Consider the following 23,603-nt stretch of genomic DNA (forward strand, 5'->3'; position numbering starts at 1 on the left):
CCTATAGATAGAGAATTTATAAATAAAAGAGTTACAAATATTAGAATAATTGAGAACAGTATATGAAAACGGGTCAAACGATAAAGCGAATACTATTGGCAATACTGCTAATTATTATGGTAGTTATGCTCTATCGCTGGTTAAGCAGTGATAAAGAGATAGAGGTCAAAGAGGAAGCCACTGCTTCTCAGAATCAGCAATATGATATGCCAGAGCTTATGGCTAACGATGATACGCAGACCGCAAATAATAATGGATCTGGTCAATCTGGAACGTTTGTTACTGGTGTAGAGAATTTACCACGCTCGTTACAAGGTACTGATGTCGATGGTGAGATTATTATCGATGGCAATAAAAACTTAGTGCCGACGCGTGGATTACGCCGCCTGTTTGATTATTTTTTATCGGCTATGGGTGAGGAGTCAGCGCAAACCATTGACGCTCGGGTAGAGACTTATATCAAAAGCCACACGCCAGAGCCTGCTGCGAGTACAGCGGTTGCTTTATATCATCAATACAAAACATACTTGCAGCAATTGAGTGCCGTTCAAGAGCGCTACGGTAATTTGCAATTGCAGGCAACTCAAGCGGGCGAGCTTGATCTAAATACTATACGTCAGCGTCAATTTGAGGTCAAAAGTATCCGTAACCAGTTATTTAATCCTGAGACGGTACAGGCTTTTTTTGAGACAGACGATCAATTGCACGATTATAACGTGGCGATGATAGAGATTGCTAAGAATGATAACATGACCGAGGAGCAAAAAAGACAAGCTCGGTTAGATTATGTCAGCCGTTTATCAGACCCGACAATCAAAGAGCGTGTGTTACAAAAAGAAAATATGGAAACGCTAATGACGCGTACAGAGCGCTTAAAGCAAAGTGGTGCCAGTGATTCAGAGTTGTTTGCAATGCGTGCAGAATTGGTCGGAATTCCAGCTGCCGAGCGTTTAGCTGAAGTGGATCAGAAGAATAAAGACTTTGATAGCCGTTTTGAGCAGTATCGAAGTGCCAAGCAGCGTATTATGACGACAACCAACAATAAAGCCACTCAGCAAGCTCAAATTAAAGAGCTAGAGCAGCAGCTGTTTAATGAAGCTGAGCAAAAGCGTTTAGCAGGCTATGCCCAGCTTAAGTCGCAGCAATAGATAAGGCGCTAAAATTTAAATGAAGTGGCTTAATCTTAAATGAGAGATAAAGAGTTAAGGCATCATGCGCCAAAACAGTAAGCTTAGCGCAATCGTCACGATTAATATAATTAATACCCTTTTTGCCCAATACGGCATTAAGGGTTTTTTATAGCCAATTTGTTGTAAATGCTGATCCAATCCAGCATTAAGGTTCTCCATATTGGTATTCGAGGAAGGCGCTGCGTTGGCTTCTTTAACCGGTTTTCTTTTGTCCTGCTTTGCCGCGATAGCCTCTACCTTTTGTTGCTGTTTGTTTTTTAACTTTTCCTCATGTTCATCTATGATGACTTTGGCCTCACCCATACTGATATCTTGTTCTTGCGCTAGTGTTTTAATCGCTAATACCAAGTTATTTTTTTCAACCATTTGAGCGATGTGTTTGGGTAGTTTTGTAGACATGAGAAATGAGCTCTTATATAGAAGTGGACAGTACTTTAAATTGCCGATTTAAATAATTCATTTAATGGCTTATATCTTATCACTGCATTTTATTTTATCACTGCATAGATACAATATAGACAAATAAAAAAGCACTTCAACTGGTGTCAAAGTGCTTTTAGTGAAACTATCTGCTATTAATATCAATACTCATATCATCTTATGATAGTAAGTATTGGTAGCTAGTAAAGAAGGGCTTATTTATCTTTCCAGCGCTGAATCGCTTCTTTGATAACCTCTTTTGCTTCAGCAACATCGCCCCAAGACTGAACAACAGTAGTGCCTGCTTTCTTAAGGTCTTTGTAGTGGCTGAAATGGAACTCTAGCTGTTCGATTAGACGTTTTGGTAGGTCTTCTAAGCTGTTGTAGGCATTGCCGTTGTTACGGTCGTCTGCAGGAACAACAACGATTTTATCATCTACTTCGCTATCATCAACAAACTTCATTACGCCGATAACTTTGGCTTTTAAGAAAATACCAGTCGTTAGTGGCTGCTCAGTGATGATTAGGGCATCAAGCTCATCACCATCTTCATCAAGAGTTTGTGGAATGAAGCCATAGTTACATGGTTTAGCAAAGATAGCGGGCTCAACACGGTCTAGTTCAAACACCGCTAATTCACGGTTCCACTCAATCTTGTGGTTGCTTCCTGTTGGGATTTCAACAACAACGTTAATCTCGCCACCGTCAACATCGCCTGCATCTAAAATTACGTTAAAATCTGCCATCTTTTTCTCCAGTAGGGGCTCTAGTATGAGCGTTATATTGTAATGGTTATCAATGTCATGCTGATTATACCAAGTTTTGGTTAGATGCCAAGTTATGACACTATTCCAAATTAACATTAGCAACTATCAACAGGGTATATGACGTGTCTCAAAGCCTTTAAGACACCAAAACCTAGCTAAAATAAAAGCCCACCGTAAGGTGAGCTTCTATTATGCTTATCGCAGACTTAATATGAAATAAGTACAGGGAACAATACCTGCAAATTAAGACGCAATAAGGTAGAAAACTTAAGAATAAGTATCTTAGATTTTCTTTTCAACTTTGTCAGCTGCGTTGCTAACGCCGTCACCAGCTTTAGAAACGTCTTGACCAAAACCTTTGAAAGTGTTGCAACCAGATAGTACAACTAGAGCAGTTAAAGAAGCGATAGCTAACTTTTTCATATTTAGTCCTTAATAGTGAGGAAAAAAGAATAATAAAATAGATAATGACGGTAAATTTAAGAATGTCGCAATAATATAAAAATGCTTACCAATAATCAATTTAACCCGTTATGAATGCAACGAGCTATCTATTTATTAAAGCTCATTATTTAAGTGTCACTTCAATACGTAACGGCAAATAAAAACTCAAAATAGAAACAGAAAATTCAATTATTAGGTAAGACACATAGGCGTCATCCTTAGTAACATAATATATCAATAGTGACAGACACAACAACATAGAAATGTGATGAATTTACTGTAAAATGTCATAGAATTGTAAACTTAATAGCTATTTTCTAAATCTTTATTAGACCATTAAAGGGCAGTGTTAATGACCATCCACATCGTACTTGTAAATCCAAGAATCCCAAATAATACGGGTAGTGCTATTCGCCTATGTGCCAACACCGGCGCTCAGCTGCATTTAGTAGAGCCACTTGGATTTGATTTGGAAGATAAAAAGTTAAAGCGTGCGGGATTGGATTATCACGAATATGCCAACATAAAGGTACATAAAGATTGGCAGCAAGCAAAAGACGCACTGCAACAATCAGGATGCAAGCGGATGGTGGCATTAACCACAAAGCTAAGCCATCCTTTTTATGAGTATGACTTTAGTGACACGGATGCTGAAGGGATACCTGAAAATATCGCTTTAGTATTTGGTTCAGAAACAGCAGGGTTGGCCGATAATATCAGAGCGGACATTGGCGAACATAACTGGCTAAGATTACCGATGTTACCCGATTCGCGTAGTCTTAATTTAGCCAATAGCGTGGGTATCTGCCTGTATGAGGTATGGCGTCAACAAGGGTTCTTCGGTGATGAGGGGCGCAGTACTGGGTACACTGAGCTGACGCCATATGATCCCAAATAATTCTGAATAGCTTAAGTAGCTAAGCTGTTTTTATTAGGGCGTGTGGAACATTCGACCATGGCACTGGCGGCGACTATTTTTTAGTCAATATGCAGTGAAATTTTTGACGCTTAGTCATTCTAAGTTAGACAATTTCGCAATATATTGGCAAAAAAGAGTCCCGCCCCGCAGGGCTGATGCTAAAATCGCCTCAGACGTTGTTGCAAACCTAGTCAAGGTCTAGACATTAACTACGGTTTACGCCTAGTCTGAAACAATTTTAGCTATCAGCAGTGCTAATTTGCGAATGTTCCACACGCCCTAAGTTCAAATAATAATAAAAAGCCCGTCTACCAAATAGACGGGATTTTTTGCATTTAATTATAAACAATTAGGCGGTTTAGGCAGTCCGGCAATACGATTTACATGACGTGCAACCAATCCAGTCTTGAACAGCTGCTGTAACTGCTGATTGCTAATGTCATGCTTCGGCAGAGTTCTCATCAAATATTTAATCAGTGGCCGCGTTGCAGGCGGGTGATTAAACTCTTGGTGAAACATGCGAACTTGAGTCAGGATTTCATAATGAGTATCCGTTAAGGTGATATTAAGCGTATTAGCAAGCTGTTGAGCGATTTCAGGTGTCCATGCGGTATGGTCAACCAGATGACCTTCTTCATCAAGTGCTAGGTTATTCAAAGAAGCGCTATTATTAACGTTTGGTGACTGATTATCCTCAGTATGAATTTTAGAGTGGGTCATAAAAAGGCTCTATTAAAGGTAGGGTAAAGGGTTCATCAATTTTTAAGATAATGAAAGTTAAGATAATAAAAATGCGCTGACATAAATAGCCTAAGCCAAAAAATTTAAACCGTTCTGGTTAGAGTAATAACTCGGTCCACTTTATCAGTTAGTGCTATCCAGTCGTTGTCGGTTAGCTGTTTAACCTGACCTAAGTTTAGGTTAATTATCGCGCTATCATTTAACACCTGAATATCATCAGATAAGACAAATAAGCCGTCAATTTCGCGAATCTCTGCCTCTATTTCATCATTAGCGTTAATGTCATCGACATACGCATGAAACCAGTCTAAATAAGCCGCAGTTTCTCCCAATAATAAAACGCTATCACCGGCGTGCCATAAGGTTGCCATCTCTTGCAAAAGAGACTTTAGATTGGTCATATTGGCATGTATTTGAAACAAGGTGGTCATAATTGGTCAACTTATTAATCGCAGATAGAGAAAGGTAATGACTAGGGCGTGTTAAAAGGTAAAAACGTGCTCAAATTGCTGAGAGTCAAAGTCTTCAGGGATAAACTCAATCTGCTGAGCAATCTCTTTAGGTACCATACCTGAAATCCAACTGCTAAAGACATCATCAGGGAGCCAAGCCGGCGGTAAATCATATAAGTCTAGTGACTTAATCATGCCATGCAAGCGGCTATCTGGCTGCATTAATATGCCAAACACTGAACTACCAAGCATTAGCTGTACATTATTACCAAAGGTCGCCATGGTCAACGCCAGTGCACAGCCTTCATAAGTCGCAGTTTCGGACGGGGTGGTTAAACGAATCAGTATAGACACACACATTCCTTATTAAATATTGGGCCTTTTGTATCTAATAGCCTATCTACTCTAATGTTAAATAGACGACAGCTTTTAATAGATAGCAACGCTAAAACTGAATAACTTTATTGGCATTGGCCAGTTGTTCTGCCAATTCTCCTAAGCCCACTAACTCAAAGCCTGAGGCAATGTTATCGCTGTCTAATTGATGGCGGGCAGCATTGTCGCTATCGGTCACGCCGCGAGTTAATGCTGTGCTGACGCAGACCGGTAAGCTTTGTTTATATTGCTCACTTAAGTTTATCCAAGCTTTGGTTAAATCAGATCTGTCAGCGGTTTGCCAGCGCAATTTGTTGGCTGTATGAGCGGCATCTGCATAAAAAAAGATGCTCAGCTTTTGCACGTTTGCTTGCTCCTCAGTATTGGCCTGCAAAAATGCTTTGGCATAACGATACGCATGCCACGCAATGGGCTGGCTAGGATCGGCAGTAATCAGTAATAAAGTAGACATAGGCGGTATCACATGGCGGCAAATGGGATTGATGATCATCTATCGCTATTATTAGGGTCAGTTGCTTATTTCTCAAGCAAAGTAACGTTTTATCACGTAAGGACTAAGTTCTCTTAAGTCTGTCACGTATTTCAAATCGATGGATAGGTGGTGTACTGATATTAGGGTAGGACTGTCATCAAACTGTGATTAAAACGCCATAAAACTGTCAGATGACTAACGTACAGTGACATTATAGAAGAAATAATTAAATGGAGTTCAACATGTTAAGGGACACCGTATCAGCAGCAAACGTTAATGTGACCCAAGTTAAAGACAGTGTAAAACGTAATATGGCGATGACTTATAACGCTATCACAGACAGTCATACAGGATTACAGCGTCGAGTTATGGACAGTGTCAGCGCAGCAACCAGTATGCCAGAAACCGCATCGGTAAGCTCAAACTCTACAGCCCATCAAAATACCTCGCAAGGGCTACATGTGCTATTGGTCACAGAAACATGGGCACCGGATGTCAATGGTGTAGCAATGAGCTTACAGCAATTAATGAAGCAGCTTCATTTAGCCGGTCATGATATCAGCTTGCTGAGACCCAAGCCTAGATCTAAATCCGCCTCAACTGAGAATATCTATAGCGTATCACCGGATAAGGTAGCTGAACACAGTGATACAGCTTTGACAAACCATGTAAATAGAAAGTTTATTAGCCATGATATTCAGGTCAAAGGGCTTGCTATTCCCAAATACCCTGATTTGCAATTTGGCTTGCCGGCCTATTTTACCATCAAAAAAGAGCTTGAGCGTTTGCAGCCGGATGTGGTGCATATCGCAACAGAGGGGCCTTTGGGTCTGACAGCATTATTGGCGGCAAAACGTCTTAAGATACCAGCAACGACAGGGTATCACACCCAGTTTCATGACTTTAGTAAACACTTTGGTCTAGGCGTATTAGCAGGGCCGATTATGGCTTATTTTAAATGGTTCCATAACGTCTCTAAAGCGACCTGCGTGCCAAGCCATAAGACCTTTAAAGACTTAGATCAACTTGGTTTTAAACGCTTGGTCGAAGTGGGTCGTGGTATCGATTTGGAGCGCTTTAATCCGCAATACCGTAGTGAAGAGTTAAGAGCACAGTGGGGCGCGCAAAAGCAGCATACAGTGCTAATTATGGTGAGCCGATTGTCTCCTGAAAAAGGCGTCGATTTAGTTATCCAAAGCTTCAAAGCCTTACAGCGCGATCAACTTCACCGCGCAGTTAAGTTAGTCATTGTCGGTGACGGACCCGATAGAGCACGCCTTGAAGCCTTAGCGGCTGATAGTGGTGACGATATTGTGTTTGCAGGCCTCCAGACAGGCGAGGATTTATCCAGACACTACGCCAGCGGTGATGTGTTTGTTTTCGCCAGTCAAGTTGAGACCTTCGGTAACGTGGTAGTTGAAGCAATGGCAAGCGGTTTACCCGTTTATGCCTTTGATGATGCCGCAGCCGGTATGTTGGTTACGTCAAGTCGCGGCGGTCTGGTCGCTATGGGAGATAAGAAGGCCTTTATTAACCAAGTGGCGGCACTGCCAAAGATGCAGCAGTTAAAAGAGCAAGGTGCTAATGCCGCACAGTGCGTATCTGGATTTTCATGGCAACGTCCGGCAAAGCAGATGCTTACCATGTTCAATCATGCGGTTGCTGACACCAAAAAAATGAGCACCAGTTACTAACCATGATATAAATACTAAGAATGATATGACATAAATTTTTACGTAAGTATTTTATAAAATTAAATATAATCAACCGTTTAGCTAGAGTTTGATTAAATAAGAGTATAGTTAAAATAGTCATTGAACTGAGCGATAAATAGAGGTGATAAGCAATTAATGAGATGTAAATTTGACGATTAATTTAAATGAGTACTGCACACAAGATGATTTAATCAAACGCACAAACCGGTTGATTTTAACCATCATAAATAAGGGGATACGTTTTGAAATCTGTTAAAACTAAGCCAGCTACGAGTCGTAAAATAATAGAGCCAGCAGTTGCACCTAGCCCTATATTCACCCTGTTTTCACGCAACCCAGTTGTGGCAGTTTATGTCAACCAGTTCATCTCTTGGGATACCAACTTATGTATCCATATTAATCGCTATTCAACCAACTATGTGGTCGCTTTATTCTTCAAAACCATCAGTCGATTGGGTGATGGCTGGTTCTGGTATATCATGCTTGCCACCGCCTTAATATTCTATGGTACTTCAGCCATCTTGCCCCTCATAACTACCTTGATTGTGAGTATGGTCGGACTGGTTATTTATAAGCTATTAAAAGTCAAAACTGTACGCCCAAGACCTTATCAAGTGCATCAAGTAATTGTATTAGGCGAGCGTCCGCTAGATGTGTTTAGCTTCCCATCTGGGCATACACTGCAAGCGGTGTTATTCACGGCCACATTAGGCGGATACTTCCCAGAGTTATTACCCTTAATGTTGCCGTTTGCCATCTTAGTTGCGTTATCACGTATGGTGTTAGGTCTACATTATCCAACGGATGTCTTGATTGGTGCAGGTATCGGTTATGGCCTATCTTTTTGGGCGCCAAGTCTACAATCAGGTATAGAAAGCAGCTTGCCGTTATGGCTCACGCTGTAACTTAAGCCAGCATTATTCTTAGCATAACAATATAAAAATTTAACACGAAGAGTCATCTTATAACCTCTTTTTATGTGGTAGGCTTATAGCACACTAGCACTTTCAAGGAGCCGTTCCCTACCATGCCTTCTGATAACAGTCTCGCCAATCATTTAGCTCAGTCCACGCTACCCTTAACCCCCAGTCAATTAACGACAGAGCATATTCAAACCCTTAAAATCGCTAGCCCTTTTGCCTATCAAATATGGGAAAACAAACCCGCTGTTTGCCAGAACTTTCTGACCAGTTATCCCTTAGGGGAGAGCTTAACGCGTCAGCAGATTAGTGATTTGATAGATGACTATACGTTAGATGATGGTTTAGATGGCGGGCTTGAGCGTGCTGATGAAGCCGGCGTGATGCGAGGTTTACGTCGCTTGCGTGAGCTGCTTATGATGCGCTGGATTTGGGAAGATGCGCTGGGTATTATCTCTCTTGAGCAGTTGACGCTTGAATTGTCTGATTTTGCGGATACTTGCATTATCTTTACTAAAGACTATGTTTGGCAACAGCTGGTTGCACGCTACGGTCGTCCCACCTATATCGATACCAAAGGCGAGCGTCAGTTTGATGATATGGCGATATTTGCTATGGGTAAACTTGGCGCACAAGAGCTGAACTTGTCTAGTGATATTGATTTGATTTTTGTGCATCGTCACCGCGGTGAGACAGATGGCGATAAATCAACAGGTACCAAGTGCATTGATAACAAGCGGTTTATGATTCGCCTAGGTCAAGGCATTATCAAAATATTGGATAGTAATACCGCAGAAGGCTTTGTGTTCCGTGTTGATATGCGTCTTAGACCATGGGGTGAGGGTAGTGATCTTGCCATTCATCTGTCTGCGCTCGATAAGTATTTTTCTGCGCATGGACGAGCTTGGGAGCGTTTTGCATGGTTAAAAGCGCGTGTGGTCAATGAGGTCGATGAAGTATTTGCTGATAATTTAGAAGATATTATTAAGCCTTTTGTCTTTAGATACTATGTCGATTACAGTGCCTTTGCCGCTTTGCGTGAAATGAAATCCTTGATTCAAAATCAGGTCGCACAGCGTGAGGATTTAGACAATGTCAAATTAGGTGCCGGTGGTATTCGTGATATTGAATTTGTGGTACAAGCGTTTCAGCTTATTTATGGCGGGCGGCATAGTCAACTTGAAGTGAAATCCTGTTTGCAAGCAATGCAAGTGCTCAATGACTTTGACTTCTTGGATGATGAAACTTACCGTAATTTAGAAGCGGCTTATCGATTCTTCCGCCGAGTGGAGCATGCGATTCAAGCGGTGAATGATCAACAGACGCAGCGATTACCGAGCAATCCTGAATGTCAGCATAATCTAGCCATTACCTTGGGCTTTGAGAATTGGCAGTCTTTCCTACAACGCTTAAACGAGCATCGCCGTAATGTACATGTACCGTTTGATCGTATGGTGACTGAGCGTCAGACACCGACCAGTACTGTCGACTATGATGGTAACGAAATCAGCTGTCTTGAAGATATTTTAAACGAAGAGAATGCCCAAAAGCTGCAACAGTTTTGGGACAGTAAGATGGTGGCAAATTTATCTGAGGAGGCCAGAGAGCGTTTGGATGCTGCCTATCCTGTGTTGGTACATGCGCTTTTAACCCATGAAGCTAAGCAGGGACTGGCAAATATTGCTTTGCCTCGTTTGATTGATTTGCTAGAAGCCATCTCACGCCGGTCTATTTATTTGGTGATGCTTGCAGAAAACCCAGATGCCACGGTTAATCTAATCCCGATGCTCTCTGCAAGTCCTTGGATTGCTGGCGAGTTAATCCGTTATCCTGTGTTGTTAGACTCGTTCTTGCAGCAGCGCTATCGTTATTTGCCGGATAAAGACGAGCTGCGCGACATTCTGCGTCAGCGCTTATTACGTGTTGAGCCTGACGATGAAGAAATGCTCTTAAACGTGCTCAGGCTGTTTAAAAACAATCAAGTATTGGCGGTGGCAGCCAGTGATGTCCTAGCAGAACGCCCGATTATGAAAGTCTCGGACTCGCTGACCTATGTGGCAGAGGTGGTGCTCGAATTTGCTTTAGAGCGCGCCTTTGCAGAATTAGTGAAACGTCATGGCTATCCTATTAATCAGCAAGGCGAGTCAGTAACTGAAGCGCATAGCGGCTTTGCAATTATTGGCTATGGCAAGCTTGGGGGTATTGAAATGTCGTATACCTCCGACCTTGATTTGGTATTTATTCATCAAATTAATGAGCAGGCGATGACCACGGGTAATAAGCCAGTAAGTGGAATGAAATTTACGGCTCGTTTAGCTCAGAAGCTGATGACTTACCTTAATACCCAAACGCGCGATGGCCGTGCTTATGAGATTGATATGCGCCTTAGACCGTCTGGTAATGCAGGCATGATGGTGGTCTCTAGCCGCTCATTTGAGCGTTATCAACTAGAGAAAGCATGGGTGTGGGAGCATCAAGCACTGGTTAGAGCGCGTGCGATATGCGGCGATAATCGTGTCATGAATGCCTTTAACCATATTCGTAAGCAAGTATTGACCCAAAGCCGTGATTTGAATGAGCTTAAGAAGAATGTGATTGAGATGCGCGCCAAGATGAAAGATCATTTAGGCAGTGACAAACAGATGCAAGAGCAAGGCAAGTTCCATCTGAAACAAGACGCAGGCGGTATTGTTGATATCGAATTTATGGCGCAGTACGGTGTACTTGCTCACGCTCATGACTATCCGGATTTGGTGCAGTGGAGCGATAATGTTAGAATTTTTGAAAGTTTAGCGGAGCATGGCGTTTGGGATAGAGAGACTTGTGAAGGTTTGACTCAGTCTTATTTATTATTGAGAGCTGCAATGCATCAATTGGCTTTGGCAAATGAAAATGTGGTTGTTGATGAGTCAATTTGGATAGATTGCCGCGAATACGTTATCTCTAAATGGAATGAGATTATTGCATAGCGACCATCCTTATTTGACTGTTCTTTATTGCGTCTTTAGTAAGTGGTTTGCTAAGGTGCTGACTAAGCCATAACTGAAGCTTGGCTATAACTAGAAATGGGTTATAACCAAAAAATATGTTTGATTAAACTAAAATTTGACAGTCAAATTAGTCAGCAATGCTATACTTTATTTTTTGCTAAAAAAATTGTTTTTAGTTTTATTGAATTTGAAAATATGGAATAAACTTTATGAATATGGCAACGACTGACGGAAAACTCTGGTTAAACGGTGACATGATTAATCAACCCGATGCAAAGGTACACGTATTAACCCATAGCTTGCATTATGGTATGGCTGTCTTTGAGGGCGTGCGTGCGTATCAAACAGATGACGGTCGTACGGCTATATTTAGATTAGACGACCATACCGAGCGTCTATTAGGCTCAGCCAAGATTTTTCAAATGAAAGTGCCTTATGATAAAGCGGCTTTAGACCAAGCCCAAAAAGATGTGGTTAAGCAAAATGGCTTTGACTCTGCCTACATTCGTCCACTAATTTGGGTAGGTGCAGAGAAGTTAGGTTTATCGTCACGCGATAACAGTATCAATGCGATGGTAGCGGCTTGGAAATGGGGTGCATATCTTGGGGAAGAGGGTATTGAAAAAGGTATCCGTGTTAAAACCTCTTCGTATACCCATCACATGACCAACGTGACCATGTGTAAAGCCAAAGCAGCCAGCAATTATCCCGTATCGATTATGGCCAATCAGGAGGTGACTCGTAATGGCTATGATGAAGCCATCTTGATGGATCCACAAGGTTATGTATGCCAAGGCTCTGGTGAAAACTTATTTTTAGTTAAAAATGGTGAGCTACATACACCAGACTTGGGCGGCGGTGCATTAGATGGTATTACCCGTCGTACGATTATTCAATTTGCAGAAGACTTAGGAATTAAAGTCACCGAGCGCCGTATTACTCGTGATGAGTTTTATTTGGCAGATGAAGTATTTATGACCGGTACAGCAGCCGAAGTCACACCGATTCGTGAATATGATGACCGTGAGATTGGTAATGGTGGCCGTGGAGAGATTACTGAGAAGCTGCAAACGCTCTATTTTGATGTGGTGCATGGGCGTAATGAGCAGTATAAAGATTGGTTAACTTTTATTGACGAATAACAGCCATGACGAATGAGCTGTTATTTATATGACAACTCAAAAAGCTTAAGTAGTTGAGTCAAGAAAGCAAGTTAACAAGCTCAGTCAATAAAATGTGTCAATAAAGTGTGTTAATAAGAAAAGCAAAGGTATGGCCTTTGCTTTTTTATTTGTATAGATTTCTGTCGAGTCCACAATATTAATAACAGTTTTTATCTATAAAAAATATTTTTTATGTATAAAATAATAGATTGATTTCATATACACTTTAAATACCTAACTTTAACTACTTAGCGTTAAATTTTAAACACTAAACACTAAACACTAAACACTAAACACTAAACAGCAAACACAAAAAAGATTATAGATTATGAAAATATTAGTGACCGGCGGTGCAGGCTTTATCGGTTCTGCTGTGGTGCGCCATATTATTGATAACACCCAAGATGAGGTACTTAACGTTGACAAGCTTACCTATGCGGGAAATTTAGAGTCGCTACAATCAATTGAAAATAGCCCTAGGTACAGCTTTCAGAAAATAGATATCTGTGATAAGCAATCGGTGGAACATGCGTTTAAAACCTTTAAACCAGACGTTATCATGCACTTGGCTGCTGAGTCACATGTAGACCGTTCAATTGATGGACCTGCCGAGTTTATTCATACCAATATAGTCGGTACCTACACCTTATTAGAGGTAGCACGTCAATACTGGCAAGGACTAGAGGCTGATAAAAAAGCAGGCTTTAAATTTCACCATGTGTCTACCGATGAAGTCTATGGTGACTTAGAGCACACAACAGATTTATTCACTGAAACCACACCTTACGCACCAAGTTCACCTTATTCGGCGTCCAAAGCCAGCTCAGACCATTTGGTGAGAGCTTGGCATCGCACATATGGCTTGCCAGTGCTGATTACCAATTGCTCGAATAATTACGGACCCTATCATTTTCCAGAAAAACTGATTCCCTTGGTTATTTTAAATGCCTTGGAAGGTAAGCCGCTGCCAGTATATGGTGAAGGTACTCAAATTCGTGATTGGCTGTATGTTGAAGATCATGCTCGTGCGTTGTATACAGTGATTAGCGAAGGCGCAATCGGCGAGACTTACAATATAGGTGGTCACAACGAGAAGCAGAATATAGAGGTGGTAAAAACCATCTGTCAAATCCTCGATGAGCTGCAACCTCAAGCCAATGGTCAGCCGTATGAGTTGTTAATTACCTTCGTCAAAGACCGTCCTGGTCACGATTTACGCTATGCCATTGATGCCTCGAAGATACAACAAGAGCTTGGTTGGACACCAGAGGAGACTTTTGCAACGGGTATCCGTAAAACAGTACAATGGTATCTAGATAATTTAACTTGGTGCCGCCGTGTCCAAGACGGCAGTTATCAACGTGAAAGATTGGGAGTACAGCCATAATGAGCAAACAAATGAATACCAAAGGAATCATTCTTGCAGGTGGCTCAGGAACACGCTTATATCCCATTACCAAAGGCGTGTCTAAGCAGTTGCTGCCCATTTATGATAAGCCGATGATTTATTATCCTCTGTCCGTATTAATGTTGTCGAGTATCCAAGATATTCTCGTCATTAGTACCCCAGAAGATATCGATGGCTTTAAGCGTCTATTAGGTGATGGTAATCAGCTTGGCGTGCATATCTCTTATGCAGTTCAGCCTAGTCCGGACGGTTTGGCACAAGCCTTTGTTATCGGTGAAGATTTTATTGGTGATAGCAACGTGTGCTTGGTGCTGGGTGACAATATTTTTTACGGTCAAGGCTTTACGCCGATGTTAAAAGCTGCGGCAGCACGTCGTAGTGGCGCAACCGTGTTTGGTTATCAGGTCAAAGATCCTGAGCGTTTTGGCGTGGTTGAATTTGATGACAATCAACGTGCTATCTCATTAGAAGAAAAGCCGACTCATCCTAAATCCAACTTTGCGGTGACCGGTCTTTATTTCTATGACAACGATGTGGTTGAGATGGCGAAGCAGGTACAGCCTTCAGAGCGTGGTGAGCTGGAAATTACCAGCATTAACCAGATGTATTTGCAGCGTGGTGACTTAAATGTTGAGCTGCTTGGTCGAGGCTTTGCTTGGCTAGATACAGGGACTCATGAAAGCCTACTGGAAGCAGGTATGTTTGTCGAGACCATTGAGAAGCGTCAAGGCTACAAGGTTGCTTGCTTAGAGGAGATTGCCTATAACAATGGTTGGTTAACCAAAGAGCAGGTACTTGAGCAAGGGAAAAAGCTAAATAAAAATAGCTATGGTCAATATCTATTAGCACTTGTGGAAGGTAAGTTATGAGTTTAATCAGACTGGTAGATTTACCGACTCTCGGAGATGATAGAGGGTCTTTAGTGGCAGTGGAAGCCTCAGATACCATCCCCTTTGCGATCAAGCGTGTCTATTATATATTTGACACTAAAGCTGGCGTGGCGCGTGGTTTTCATGCGCATCATCAGTTGCAGCAGCTTGCAGTTTGCGTATCTGGAAAGTGTCGAATGCTCTTAGATGACGGTCATACCAAAGAAGAGGTCTGGCTAGACTCACCGAGTAAGGGCTTGTTAATTGGTGATATGGTTTGGCGTGAAATGCATGATTTTAGTGACGATTGTGTGTTATTAGTCTTGGCCAGTGAACACTATGATGAAGCGGATTATATTCGTGATTATGATGAGTTTTTGAAGAGTGTGAGTCAATGAGTTTTATCCATCATTTGGCAGATGTGGCTTCGACACAGATTGGTGAGCAGACACGAGTTTGGCAGTTTGCAGTTATTTTGCAAGGTGCAGTAATTGGTAGAAACTGCAATATTTGTGCTCATACCTTTGTAGAAGATGACGTTGTTATTGGTAATAATGTCACATTAAAATCAGGTGTGTATGTGTGGTCAGGTACACGTATCGAGGATAATGTGTTTTTGGGTCCTAATGCCACTTTGACCAATGATATGATGCCTCGTTCTAAACAATATCCCGAACAGCTGGCAGGAATTACGTTAAAAAAAGGGGCAAGCATTGGTGCAAATGCCACCCTTCTACCAGGTATAACGGTAGGAGAATACGCTATGGTCGGTGCAGGGGCAGTAGTTACCAAAGATGTACCCGCTTACGCAGTAGTTGTCGGTAATCCAGCAAAAATTATTAGGTATATAAAATGATTCCCTTTTTAGATTTAAAAGCAGTAAACAAGCAGTATAGAGACGCACTTATTGAGGCAGCCACCCGTGTTATTGATTCAGGTTGGTATATCACTGGTAACGAGCTTGAAACTTTTGAACAAAACTTTGCTCAATATTGTGGCGCTAAGCACTGTATAGGTGTTGCCAATGGTTTAGAGGCGTTGTCTCTAACTTTAAAAGCTTGGATGCTATTAGGCAAACTGCAACAAGGTGATGAAGTGATTGTCCCTGCCAACACTTATATTGCCAGTATTTTGGCCATTAGCAGCAATCAGTTGACGCCAGTTTTAGTTGAGCCAGATCCTGTTACTTATAATTTGTGCCCAAAAAATACGCAAGCAGCCATTACTGATAAAACAAAAGCCATTTTGCCAGTACATCTGTATGGACAGCTGGCGGATATGACTCAGATTATAAAGATTGCTAAGCAGCATGATTTGTTGGTATTAGAAGATGCCGCCCAAGCACATGGTGCCAGTATTGATGGCATCAGGGCAGGGAATCTTGGCGATGCTGCAGGCTTTAGCTTTTATCCGGGCAAAAACCTAGGCGCATTGGGTGATGCGGGTGCAGTGACTACCAATGACGATGAGTTGGCTGAGACTTTGTGTGCGTTACGCAACTATGGATCACATGAGAAATATAAAAATATTTTTCAGGGTAGCAATAGCCGCCTAGATGAAATACAAGCTGCCATGCTCAGTGTCAAATTGAATCATTTAGACGATGAAATAACGCACAGACGTCAGGTAGCGAAGGCGTATTTAGATGGCATCGACAATCCTGCCATTACCTTGCCAGCTGTTTATGGTGAGTCTCATGTGTGGCATTTGTTCGTGGTTCGCTGTGAGACACGCGATAAGTTACAACAGTATTTGGCTGATAATGGGGTACAAACTTTGATTCATTATCCGATTGCGCCGCACAAACAGCAGGCCTATGCTGAGTGGAATCACTTAAGCTATCCACTTACTGAGTCCATTCATCAGCAGGTATTAAGTTTGCCGATGAGTCCTGTGCTTGCGATGAGTGATGTTGAAAAAGTCATTGAGCTATGCAATGCGTATCAACCGTAATAGTGTATTTATGAGTAAGCCTGTGAATGGGTTTCAATAAAAGGGACACATAGTGAAAGATAGGTTAGAACTTGGTAGGCAGCTTATATCCAATCAACTAAAAGCAGTTAAATTTAAGCTAAAATATAAAAGGTTGCAAAAAAAGTCATTGGCGGATTTGCAGACCTTTACTATTTTGGAAGAGTGTGGACTTGAGAATGTATCAACCAGTCCAAAATATAGTAATGCTTGTAATCAGCAGCTGACATATCCAGAAGTTGCTATAAAGCTGTATCAACTGAAAGATGTTTATTGCAATATAGAAGGAGCTAACTTTGTTACTGAAGATTTAAAGTATGTTTTTATAGAAGAGTTCCCTTATATATCTTGTGAAGATGCAAATTATAAAGCAGGGTTAGTAGTGCGTCATGATACACGGTTTGCATATATTAAAAATATTAAAAAATCGCAAGTTAGGAAATTTGATTCAGCTTTTTTCTTAGGTGGTAATGGGTCATTTAATTTTTATCATTGGATGATAGAGTTAGTACCTAAGTTATTATTGATAACTAACGAAATGTTACAGGAAAAGGGTATAGATACGATTGTAGTTCATAAGTGTGTGCAAAAAATTGATAATTATCAATGGTTATTAACCCAGTGTAGTAAACACCTTCCATCAGCAGAGATAGTTTATGTTGATGCAAATGATATACTTTTTGCTGAAAACTTGTTGTTCATAAATACCTTTAATCAAACTCTTTATCATCAGCGAAAAGGAGTGGATGGCTATCAAACAACAACAATTTTTAATTGTAGCAATATAGATGCTTATCGACAGTTACTCAGGTGTGCAGCAGATAAGCTAACCACTACACCAGTTACAGGCAATATAGGTAATAGTCTCAATCAGCTAGATATAAAGTATAATAAGATCTTTGTTTTACGTAATGAAGACTCAGTTAGTCGCTACAATAATAGACGTTATAATCAACAAGAAGTATTTAGTTTTTTTAAAAAAGAAGGTTTTGTCGGAGTTTATCCAGATCAGCTTAGCCTAAGTGAGCAGATTCAGCTGTTTCAAAATGCAGACTTTATCGTTGGGCCAACAGGTGCGTCATGGTCAAATTTAATATTTGCCAGTAAAGGTATGAAAGCGATAAGTTGGTTGCCCAGTCAATTACAATACTTTGATACCTATTGTTCTTTAGCCAATTTGTTAGGCGTTGATATGCGCTTTTTGCAGTACAAAACAGAAAGTGACGATATACATTCTGCTTATCAGTTAGATTTAAATGAAGTCATAGAACTATATGAACAAATGAAGTAATTAAGTTGGATACGATATGTAATTTTTGACTTTTTTTAAGCTTAACTAAGCGTAAGACAGCTGTGGTATTTGCATAATAATAAATCTATAAACTTTAACGGTATTAAACTTAGGTAGTAATATGACCAATCCATTAGTTTCAGTCGTCATTCCTTGTTATAACCATCAAGACTTTGTGCAAGATAGCATTCAAAGTGTCATAGATCAAAGCTATCAAAATATAGAATTAATTATTATTGATGATGGTTCTCAAGATGACTCTGTTGCCAAGATTAAGCAGATGCAACAGGCGTGCGCACAGAGATTTACTCGCTTTGAGTTCAGATGCCGTCCGAACAAAGGGTTGAGCGCAACTTTAAATGAGGCAATAGAGTGGTGTCAGGGTGAGTATTTTGCAACGTTAGCCTCTGATGATATGGTTTTGCCACATAAGACGGCTACCCAAGTTGAGTTTTTAGAAGCACATCCAGAAGTTAGTGCGGTGTTTGCTGGTGCAAAGCTAATTGATGATAGTGATGAAACGTTTGAAGTTACTTTAAGAGAGCCTGGAATTTATAGCTTCAAACAGATTATTATGAATAAATATGATTTTCCTGCAGCTACCCAAATGCTAAGGTTAGATATTGTAAAAGAGGTCGGGGGTTATGATCCGTCGATAGCGCTTGAAGATTGGTATATGTGGTTGAAAATTAGCCAAATTAGCCAAATTTATTATATGGATGAGGTCTTAGGTTGCTATCGACGCCATGAGGGTAACTTCTCAGCAAATCTTGAGAAAATGATGCAAGGGCGTATTGATGTGCTAAATTGCTTTCAAGATTCTAAGCATTACACTAAGGCGATGGAGCGAGTACTGTGGTCTAATGCACGCAGACGCATAGAAAATAGTAGTGGTAGAGAAAAAATAGAAAGATATAAAGCGCTATTTAAACAAAAGCCGTTAAAAGCTAGTAATTTATTATTGACGCAAACGATTAAAAAAATTAAAAATAAATAGGTTGTTTATTTCCGTATCTATTGATCAGCTATTGTTAACTCTTAAAGATTATTAGCTAGATAAAGATTATTAGTTAGAATGGATTTGGATTCTGACTATCATCTTATTTATTAAAACAAACTATTTATTTTGATTTTTTAGTTTGGTTTGATATTCAATGATATCTTGATAAATCCTTTGCTCAACTTTTCTAATATTTTTGATGTTAATGGACTTGCTCATCGATCTAAAGGGAATAAGTAATTTTTCACCAATGCCATCGACTAATACAAACTCTGGTCTGCCTTGGCGCTGTTCAGTGTACATAATACCACCAATATTAATTTCACCAAACACCACATGAAAGTCGCAACAATCATTAAAAAAGCGTGCCAATGCCTGTTGCTGTTCATCACCGTACAACCCTTCAATCAATAAATGCTCTAAAGTTAAAGATTGACCTGTGGGGCTGATAATTTTTTCGGTGACCAAGCCTAAGCCCTGGTTTGTACCAATAAAGCCATGTACGGTTTCAATAGGAAAGATATATTGGTTTTGACTATAATGGTTTTTGCATAATTGTAGATATTGCAGTAGCTCTCGACGAAATTGACGATAAATGCCTTGATGGCGGTGTGAACGTAAGTGATGTTGAGTGGCACGTCCACCATCAACAGTCGCATTTTCTGGTCGCATAATTTTGATTACCTTACCATCATCTTCTGGATAGGCATAGACCAGCTTTTGTGTTCCTTTACCAAGTAAGTCAAGATTTTCTACTGCAATCATTTGAATCTCGTTTTATTGTTCTTTATCTATTTAAGTTAAATAAATAAGTTAAGTGAAATAAATAAGGAAATCAAAACAAAGAGAAGCCTACCGAAAAGGTATCTGCTTCGCAAATATTGCATCCTTGGTTTGTTCTACTAGTCTATTTGCCTCACGGCGTATTTTAGCCAAGCCTCCTTTTTTTTCTGAGCGCATTCTTTTGCGACGATCTGCCTCTAGCGTACTGGGTAACTGCAAGCTATCGGCAGTTGCATTTAAAATAATATCTTGGATACATAGTGCCGGAACCATTTGATAGACAGGCTCTTGATCGGCCTCAATAAAGTCTCTAAAGACCGTCTCATCAATAGGTAACATGGTATGCTGCATGGCATAAGCTAGTAGCTGCTGTGCCCCTTGTTGTGATAGGGTATAAGCACCGGCGCCCAAATGTTTGCTTTTTAAAGGAACAAGTTTTCGCTGTTTGGCAAGTGGTATTTGTTTTGTGTTGTCTAATATTACTTTATTGTTTACAGTCTCAATTTTTAAAATATGCCAGTTAGGGTCAATCCAATCAGAGCTGTTTAAATAAAAGCTGGCATCTTGACCTAAATACACATCATCTTCAAATACTGTAAAGTATGAGACGCCATCTTCCAGTGCTTTTTTCCACACTGCAATATGGCTCATCATACAAGCTAACTCAACGGGTGTTAAGTGCTCAGGCTCAAGTTCAAAAGGCAATTTATTATTTAAGATATATTGCTTTGCGGTGTCTGGAGTGAGTGCATCAAAAAACTCAAAGTCAACCTGATGTTTACCAAACTCACGGTTGATATGCTCACGGCGCTCGCTTGCTGATTTTAAGCTAATCACATAATTTTTCATAAAAAATCCTATTAGCCAATCGGCTAGGGTTGTCATCTATTGTTGTATTTATTGTCATGTCTGCGTGTTTGTTTGCTTGTATTTATGGACTTAGTTCGTACTTAGTTACTTACTTAGTTGTTTAGCTTTGGCGCTGGCCAGATGCTTTAGTGCAGAAGTTTTATTTTTTAACATACGCAGTTGTTTTTTGACATTATAGCTGGCGTCTCGTTTTTCTCTGTCCTTGCGCTCAATATTTTGTTCTGTCACTGAGCCTAGAATATCACTGTCAATGCCTAATGGACGGACAGGTGCTGGCCAGATTCCTAGACCTTTGCTATTTGCGCTCAACCAGTTTTGAAAAAAGATATCGACCGGCATACTAATGGGCTTGCCAGTTGCGACAAACTCAGCAGCCCCTTGGCGTGACCAGATTAATCCAAGTCCACGAATAGGGAAGTAAAAGGCGTGCCAGAGGCTATGACCTTCTAAGGTTGTGATGTCATGCGCCAACTTTTTCTTTTTTGATGCCAAGTTAACCAAGTACCAGTCAAGCTCAGGATGGCTATCCAAATAGGCGAGGGTTGCATCCATGATCTGTTTGAACTCAGGCGTGATTTTTAAATCATCCTCAAGCACAATCAAGTAATCTGCATCAGTAGTCAAAAACCTTTCAGCACACTGGTAGTGACTTAAATAACACCCAATCTCAGAGTTTAACAGACTGCGACCCAGATTTTTTCTGGCTTTGGTGTCATCATAATCTGCAAATTCTGACAACTGTTTGCCACGGCCGTCATAGGCTGAGATACGCTCAAATGGCCAGTTAACGGCATTAAGCTGTTCGGTGGCTGTGTTTAAGCGCTCATTACTGCTGTCAAGATTAATTAAATAGGTGACTGTTTTCATAGTAAGTACTTAACCGAGTCGGTTTATATAGAAATAATAATGCTGTATAAGCTATATAGGGATAGGCTTAAGCCTTTGCAAGCAGGGCTGACGGCAGATGCGAGGCCAGCTTGTTGTTCATGGCATCACTAACCTGAGTAAACAGCTTAGGATCTAATAAATCCATGCTTTGGATACAGCCGTATTTAATCGAGGTGTCGGTTAAGTCGTCTAAAAATTGGGGCACACTGCTGTCATTTTTTAGATAGTTTAACTGAAGATTTGGCATCAAGGTGGCTTGATTGCTGTTGATTTTTAAGTGATTCATCAGCGATACCGGATCAAATTGGGAAATGTCTCTAAATTTATGCTTGATTTGATCGGCCAATAGTTTGGGGTGTGCCAGCAGATACTCTTGCAAGGCTTTTTTATCGACAATATGCGGATAGTGATGAATTTCAAAGAACTTATCGCCTTTATAAACCTGCTCCGCCCCCAGCATTTGAGCAGTGGTGTATTTTGGCTGTAAGGTGGTATTTAGGGTTTTATGCAAAAAGGTGCGGTATCTTAACTTGGTCTTTAATACCATCTTTTTGCGCCAATGCCCACGAATAATCAGCTTGCCATCACTGTCTAAAAAATCATCAACAGTTGCTGGTTGATTAAAGAAGAAGTCATCATCTAAGCTGATATAGTGATCTAATAACCCAGGGATGTTCCACAGCATGGTCTCGATCGATAGGCTGTTAAAGGTGGGCAAATACTGCTCATAGCCAGCAAAGATTTGTTTGTGGTCAATAATTTGAATTTTGTCTTTGTCACAAATCCCTTCGGTGACAAAATCGTCTATAAAAGCTGGTTTTTGTCCATCAGTCACAATATAAATATGACCACAAAAAGGCACATATTTTAAAATAGAAGCCACGTTGTAATAGATTTCATTAAAGCTATTAAAGCGAGTTGGGCTAATTGCATTTGAGGGAATGTCGTCTTGCTTTAAGTAAGGCGCTCGTTTTTTGTTTAATACGGGATCATCACCATCTACCCAAGTGAGCACTAGGTCAAATTGTTGGTCATTTTGTGTCATGATTGCTCCGTTTGTGAATACTTTTATAGGCTGTAACTACTTTTATAATAGGGCTTTAATTTTTTGGCTTGTTTTTTATAGATTTGGTTTCTTACTGCCAGTAGTCTTTAAGCCAAGGACTGGGCTTGACATGGCGATACCATTTACCGCCGCCACCTTTAATGGCATCTGGTGGATTAATTTCACCATGGAAAATGACAATTTTTGCGCCCTCAGGCAAGCGCGGTGCTTTGACAAAGTTCAATGGACTAGGCGCCATACATTGATACTTAAAGCTCACGCACCAAGACTTATCCCAATATTCCAGATGATGGTATTTACGCAAATAATTGGACAAGTAGGCCTGCTCATGGCGCACCTCAGAGCTAATCTTGGCAAAATTTTGTTCAAAGTTACTCAGCAGATTAGGGTAAGTATTTTGACCCACTTTAAAGCGGTACACTGAGCTATTACCTACCATACGCCACGGTTTTTTCCAATCACGAATAATCACCACGCTGTCGTCATGCTTGGCTTTATATTCAAAAAAGGCATCGATGTTATCAACAATAACAATGTCGATATCTAAGAATAGGGCAGTACCTTTTAAATCATACAGCTCAGGCTTAAAGGTAGTTAGTTTCTTCCAGCCACGCTCAGGTAACCCTTCAGGTAGATTCAATTCAGGAATCGGGTAGCAAGTCACATTACTATCAATGCCCGTTTCATCATCGGTTAAGCATATCATCTGGAAGTCTAAGGTGAGATGACGCTTGACCATGTTATACAAACGATTGACGTACTCTGGACCGTATTTGTTACCCCATTTCATACAGATAACATAGCGGGTCTCTGCGTCTAAGGGGGTGCTTGGGTCTGTTGATAGCTTTGTCATGAGTTACTCAAACCA

Annotated in this window: 25 protein-coding genes; 13 read left to right on the plus strand and 12 right to left on the minus strand. The window is 40.6% G+C overall.

Annotated features, from left to right (window positions below; all coding sequences use genetic code 11):
- Positions 1–62: 62 nt before the first annotated feature.
- Complete coding sequence (locus tag AC2SLO_RS06420) at positions 63–1,148, plus strand: lipase secretion chaperone (protein WP_486543603.1); 1,086 nt, start codon at positions 63–65, stop codon at positions 1,146–1,148.
- A 54-nt stretch (positions 1,149–1,202) separates the two neighbouring features.
- Here the strand turns inward: AC2SLO_RS06420 and AC2SLO_RS06425 are convergent, their stop codons facing one another.
- The 3 genes from AC2SLO_RS06425 to AC2SLO_RS06435 form a co-directional block, all read right to left on the minus strand.
- Entirely contained in the window at positions 1,203–1,589 is a 387-nt protein-coding gene (locus AC2SLO_RS06425) for a hypothetical protein (RefSeq protein ID WP_486543604.1), read from the minus strand.
- Positions 1,590–1,825: 236 nt separating this feature from the next.
- Positions 1,826–2,356 carry an inorganic diphosphatase gene (locus AC2SLO_RS06430; protein WP_486543605.1) on the minus strand — a complete coding sequence of 177 codons (531 nt, stop codon included), beginning with the start codon at positions 2,354–2,356 and terminating at the stop codon, positions 1,826–1,828.
- A 303-nt stretch (positions 2,357–2,659) separates the two neighbouring features.
- Entirely contained in the window at positions 2,660–2,800 is a 141-nt protein-coding gene (locus AC2SLO_RS06435; RefSeq protein ID WP_486543606.1) for an entericidin A/B family lipoprotein, read from the minus strand.
- A 373-nt stretch (positions 2,801–3,173) separates the two neighbouring features.
- Between AC2SLO_RS06435 and AC2SLO_RS06440 the strand changes: the two genes are divergently transcribed.
- Positions 3,174–3,719, plus strand: coding sequence for a tRNA (cytidine(34)-2'-O)-methyltransferase (locus AC2SLO_RS06440; RefSeq protein ID WP_486543607.1), 546 nt, complete (start codon positions 3,174–3,176; stop codon positions 3,717–3,719).
- 360 nt (positions 3,720–4,079) lie between these two features.
- On the opposite strand, the gene AC2SLO_RS06445 is transcribed toward AC2SLO_RS06440, so the two are convergent.
- From AC2SLO_RS06445 to tusD, 4 genes are all read right to left on the minus strand, one after another.
- Positions 4,080–4,397, minus strand: a complete 318-nt coding sequence (locus AC2SLO_RS06445; RefSeq protein WP_486543639.1) for a TusE/DsrC/DsvC family sulfur relay protein — start codon at positions 4,395–4,397, stop codon at positions 4,080–4,082.
- 167 nt (positions 4,398–4,564) lie between these two features.
- Positions 4,565–4,912: a hypothetical protein gene (locus AC2SLO_RS06450; protein WP_486543608.1), complete on the minus strand. Its 348-nt coding sequence runs from the start codon at positions 4,910–4,912 to the stop codon at positions 4,565–4,567.
- 51 nt (positions 4,913–4,963) lie between these two features.
- On the minus strand, positions 4,964–5,293 hold the full coding sequence (locus AC2SLO_RS06455; protein ID WP_486543609.1) for a hypothetical protein: 330 nt from the start codon (positions 5,291–5,293) through the stop codon (positions 4,964–4,966).
- An 85-nt stretch (positions 5,294–5,378) separates the two neighbouring features.
- Positions 5,379–5,780: a sulfurtransferase complex subunit TusD gene (tusD, locus tag AC2SLO_RS06460; RefSeq protein ID WP_486543610.1), complete on the minus strand. Its 402-nt coding sequence runs from the start codon at positions 5,778–5,780 to the stop codon at positions 5,379–5,381.
- 263 nt (positions 5,781–6,043) lie between these two features.
- Here tusD and AC2SLO_RS06465 point away from each other — a divergent pair, with 263 nt between their 5' ends.
- From AC2SLO_RS06465 to AC2SLO_RS06515, 11 genes are all read left to right on the plus strand, one after another.
- Positions 6,044–7,495 (plus strand): glycosyltransferase family 4 protein, encoded by a 1,452-nt coding sequence (locus tag AC2SLO_RS06465; RefSeq protein ID WP_486543611.1) that lies wholly within the window; start codon positions 6,044–6,046, stop codon positions 7,493–7,495.
- Between the two features lie 332 nt (positions 7,496–7,827).
- The gene (locus tag AC2SLO_RS06470; protein WP_486543640.1) at positions 7,828–8,421 is read left to right on the plus strand and encodes a phosphatase PAP2 family protein; all 594 of its coding nucleotides are present in this window, start codon (positions 7,828–7,830) and stop codon (positions 8,419–8,421) included.
- Between the two features lie 122 nt (positions 8,422–8,543).
- Positions 8,544–11,405, plus strand: a complete 2,862-nt coding sequence (glnE, locus tag AC2SLO_RS06475; RefSeq protein ID WP_486543612.1) for a bifunctional [glutamate--ammonia ligase]-adenylyl-L-tyrosine phosphorylase/[glutamate--ammonia-ligase] adenylyltransferase — start codon at positions 8,544–8,546, stop codon at positions 11,403–11,405.
- Positions 11,406–11,635: 230 nt separating this feature from the next.
- On the plus strand, positions 11,636–12,568 hold the full coding sequence (locus AC2SLO_RS06480) for a branched-chain amino acid transaminase (protein WP_486543613.1): 933 nt from the start codon (positions 11,636–11,638) through the stop codon (positions 12,566–12,568).
- A 349-nt stretch (positions 12,569–12,917) separates the two neighbouring features.
- Complete coding sequence (gene rfbB, locus AC2SLO_RS06485; protein WP_486543614.1) at positions 12,918–13,976, plus strand: dTDP-glucose 4,6-dehydratase; 1,059 nt, start codon at positions 12,918–12,920, stop codon at positions 13,974–13,976.
- Between the two features lie 11 nt (positions 13,977–13,987).
- Positions 13,988–14,866, plus strand: coding sequence for a glucose-1-phosphate thymidylyltransferase RfbA (gene rfbA, locus AC2SLO_RS06490; RefSeq protein ID WP_486543615.1), 879 nt, complete (start codon positions 13,988–13,990; stop codon positions 14,864–14,866).
- Positions 14,863–15,264, plus strand: a complete 402-nt coding sequence (locus AC2SLO_RS06495) for a sugar 3,4-ketoisomerase (RefSeq protein WP_486543616.1) — start codon at positions 14,863–14,865, stop codon at positions 15,262–15,264. Before rfbA ends, AC2SLO_RS06495 begins: the two co-directional genes overlap by 4 nt.
- Complete coding sequence (locus AC2SLO_RS06500; protein WP_486543617.1) at positions 15,261–15,722, plus strand: acyltransferase; 462 nt, start codon at positions 15,261–15,263, stop codon at positions 15,720–15,722. The genes AC2SLO_RS06495 and AC2SLO_RS06500 overlap by 4 nt, the downstream gene beginning before the upstream one ends.
- Positions 15,719–16,819, plus strand: a complete 1,101-nt coding sequence (locus AC2SLO_RS06505; protein ID WP_486543618.1) for a DegT/DnrJ/EryC1/StrS family aminotransferase — start codon at positions 15,719–15,721, stop codon at positions 16,817–16,819. Before AC2SLO_RS06500 ends, AC2SLO_RS06505 begins: the two co-directional genes overlap by 4 nt.
- 52 nt (positions 16,820–16,871) lie before the next feature.
- Positions 16,872–18,128 carry a glycosyltransferase family 61 protein gene (locus tag AC2SLO_RS06510; protein ID WP_486543619.1) on the plus strand — a complete coding sequence of 419 codons (1,257 nt, stop codon included), beginning with the start codon at positions 16,872–16,874 and terminating at the stop codon, positions 18,126–18,128.
- A gap of 121 nt (positions 18,129–18,249) precedes the next feature.
- Positions 18,250–19,125 carry a glycosyltransferase family 2 protein gene (locus AC2SLO_RS06515; protein WP_486543620.1) on the plus strand — a complete coding sequence of 292 codons (876 nt, stop codon included), beginning with the start codon at positions 18,250–18,252 and terminating at the stop codon, positions 19,123–19,125.
- A gap of 120 nt (positions 19,126–19,245) precedes the next feature.
- On the opposite strand, the gene AC2SLO_RS06520 is transcribed toward AC2SLO_RS06515, so the two are convergent.
- The 5 genes from AC2SLO_RS06520 to AC2SLO_RS06540 all read right to left on the minus strand — a co-directional run bounded on the left by AC2SLO_RS06520 (position 19,246) and on the right by AC2SLO_RS06540 (position 23,588).
- Positions 19,246–19,893, minus strand: coding sequence for a YrbL family protein (locus AC2SLO_RS06520; protein ID WP_486543621.1), 648 nt, complete (start codon positions 19,891–19,893; stop codon positions 19,246–19,248).
- Positions 19,894–19,980: 87 nt separating this feature from the next.
- Complete coding sequence (locus tag AC2SLO_RS06525) at positions 19,981–20,760, minus strand: glycosyltransferase family 25 protein (protein ID WP_486543622.1); 780 nt, start codon at positions 20,758–20,760, stop codon at positions 19,981–19,983.
- Positions 20,761–20,865: 105 nt separating this feature from the next.
- The gene (locus tag AC2SLO_RS06530; protein WP_486543623.1) at positions 20,866–21,648 is read right to left on the minus strand and encodes a glycosyltransferase family 25 protein; all 783 of its coding nucleotides are present in this window, start codon (positions 21,646–21,648) and stop codon (positions 20,866–20,868) included.
- A gap of 67 nt (positions 21,649–21,715) precedes the next feature.
- Positions 21,716–22,714: a stealth family protein gene (locus AC2SLO_RS06535; RefSeq protein ID WP_486543624.1), complete on the minus strand. Its 999-nt coding sequence runs from the start codon at positions 22,712–22,714 to the stop codon at positions 21,716–21,718.
- A gap of 91 nt (positions 22,715–22,805) precedes the next feature.
- Positions 22,806–23,588: a glycosyltransferase gene (locus tag AC2SLO_RS06540; RefSeq protein WP_486543625.1), complete on the minus strand. Its 783-nt coding sequence runs from the start codon at positions 23,586–23,588 to the stop codon at positions 22,806–22,808.
- Positions 23,589–23,603: the final 15 nt, after the last annotated feature.

The organism is Psychrobacter sp. CX14, from assembly GCF_057396205.2.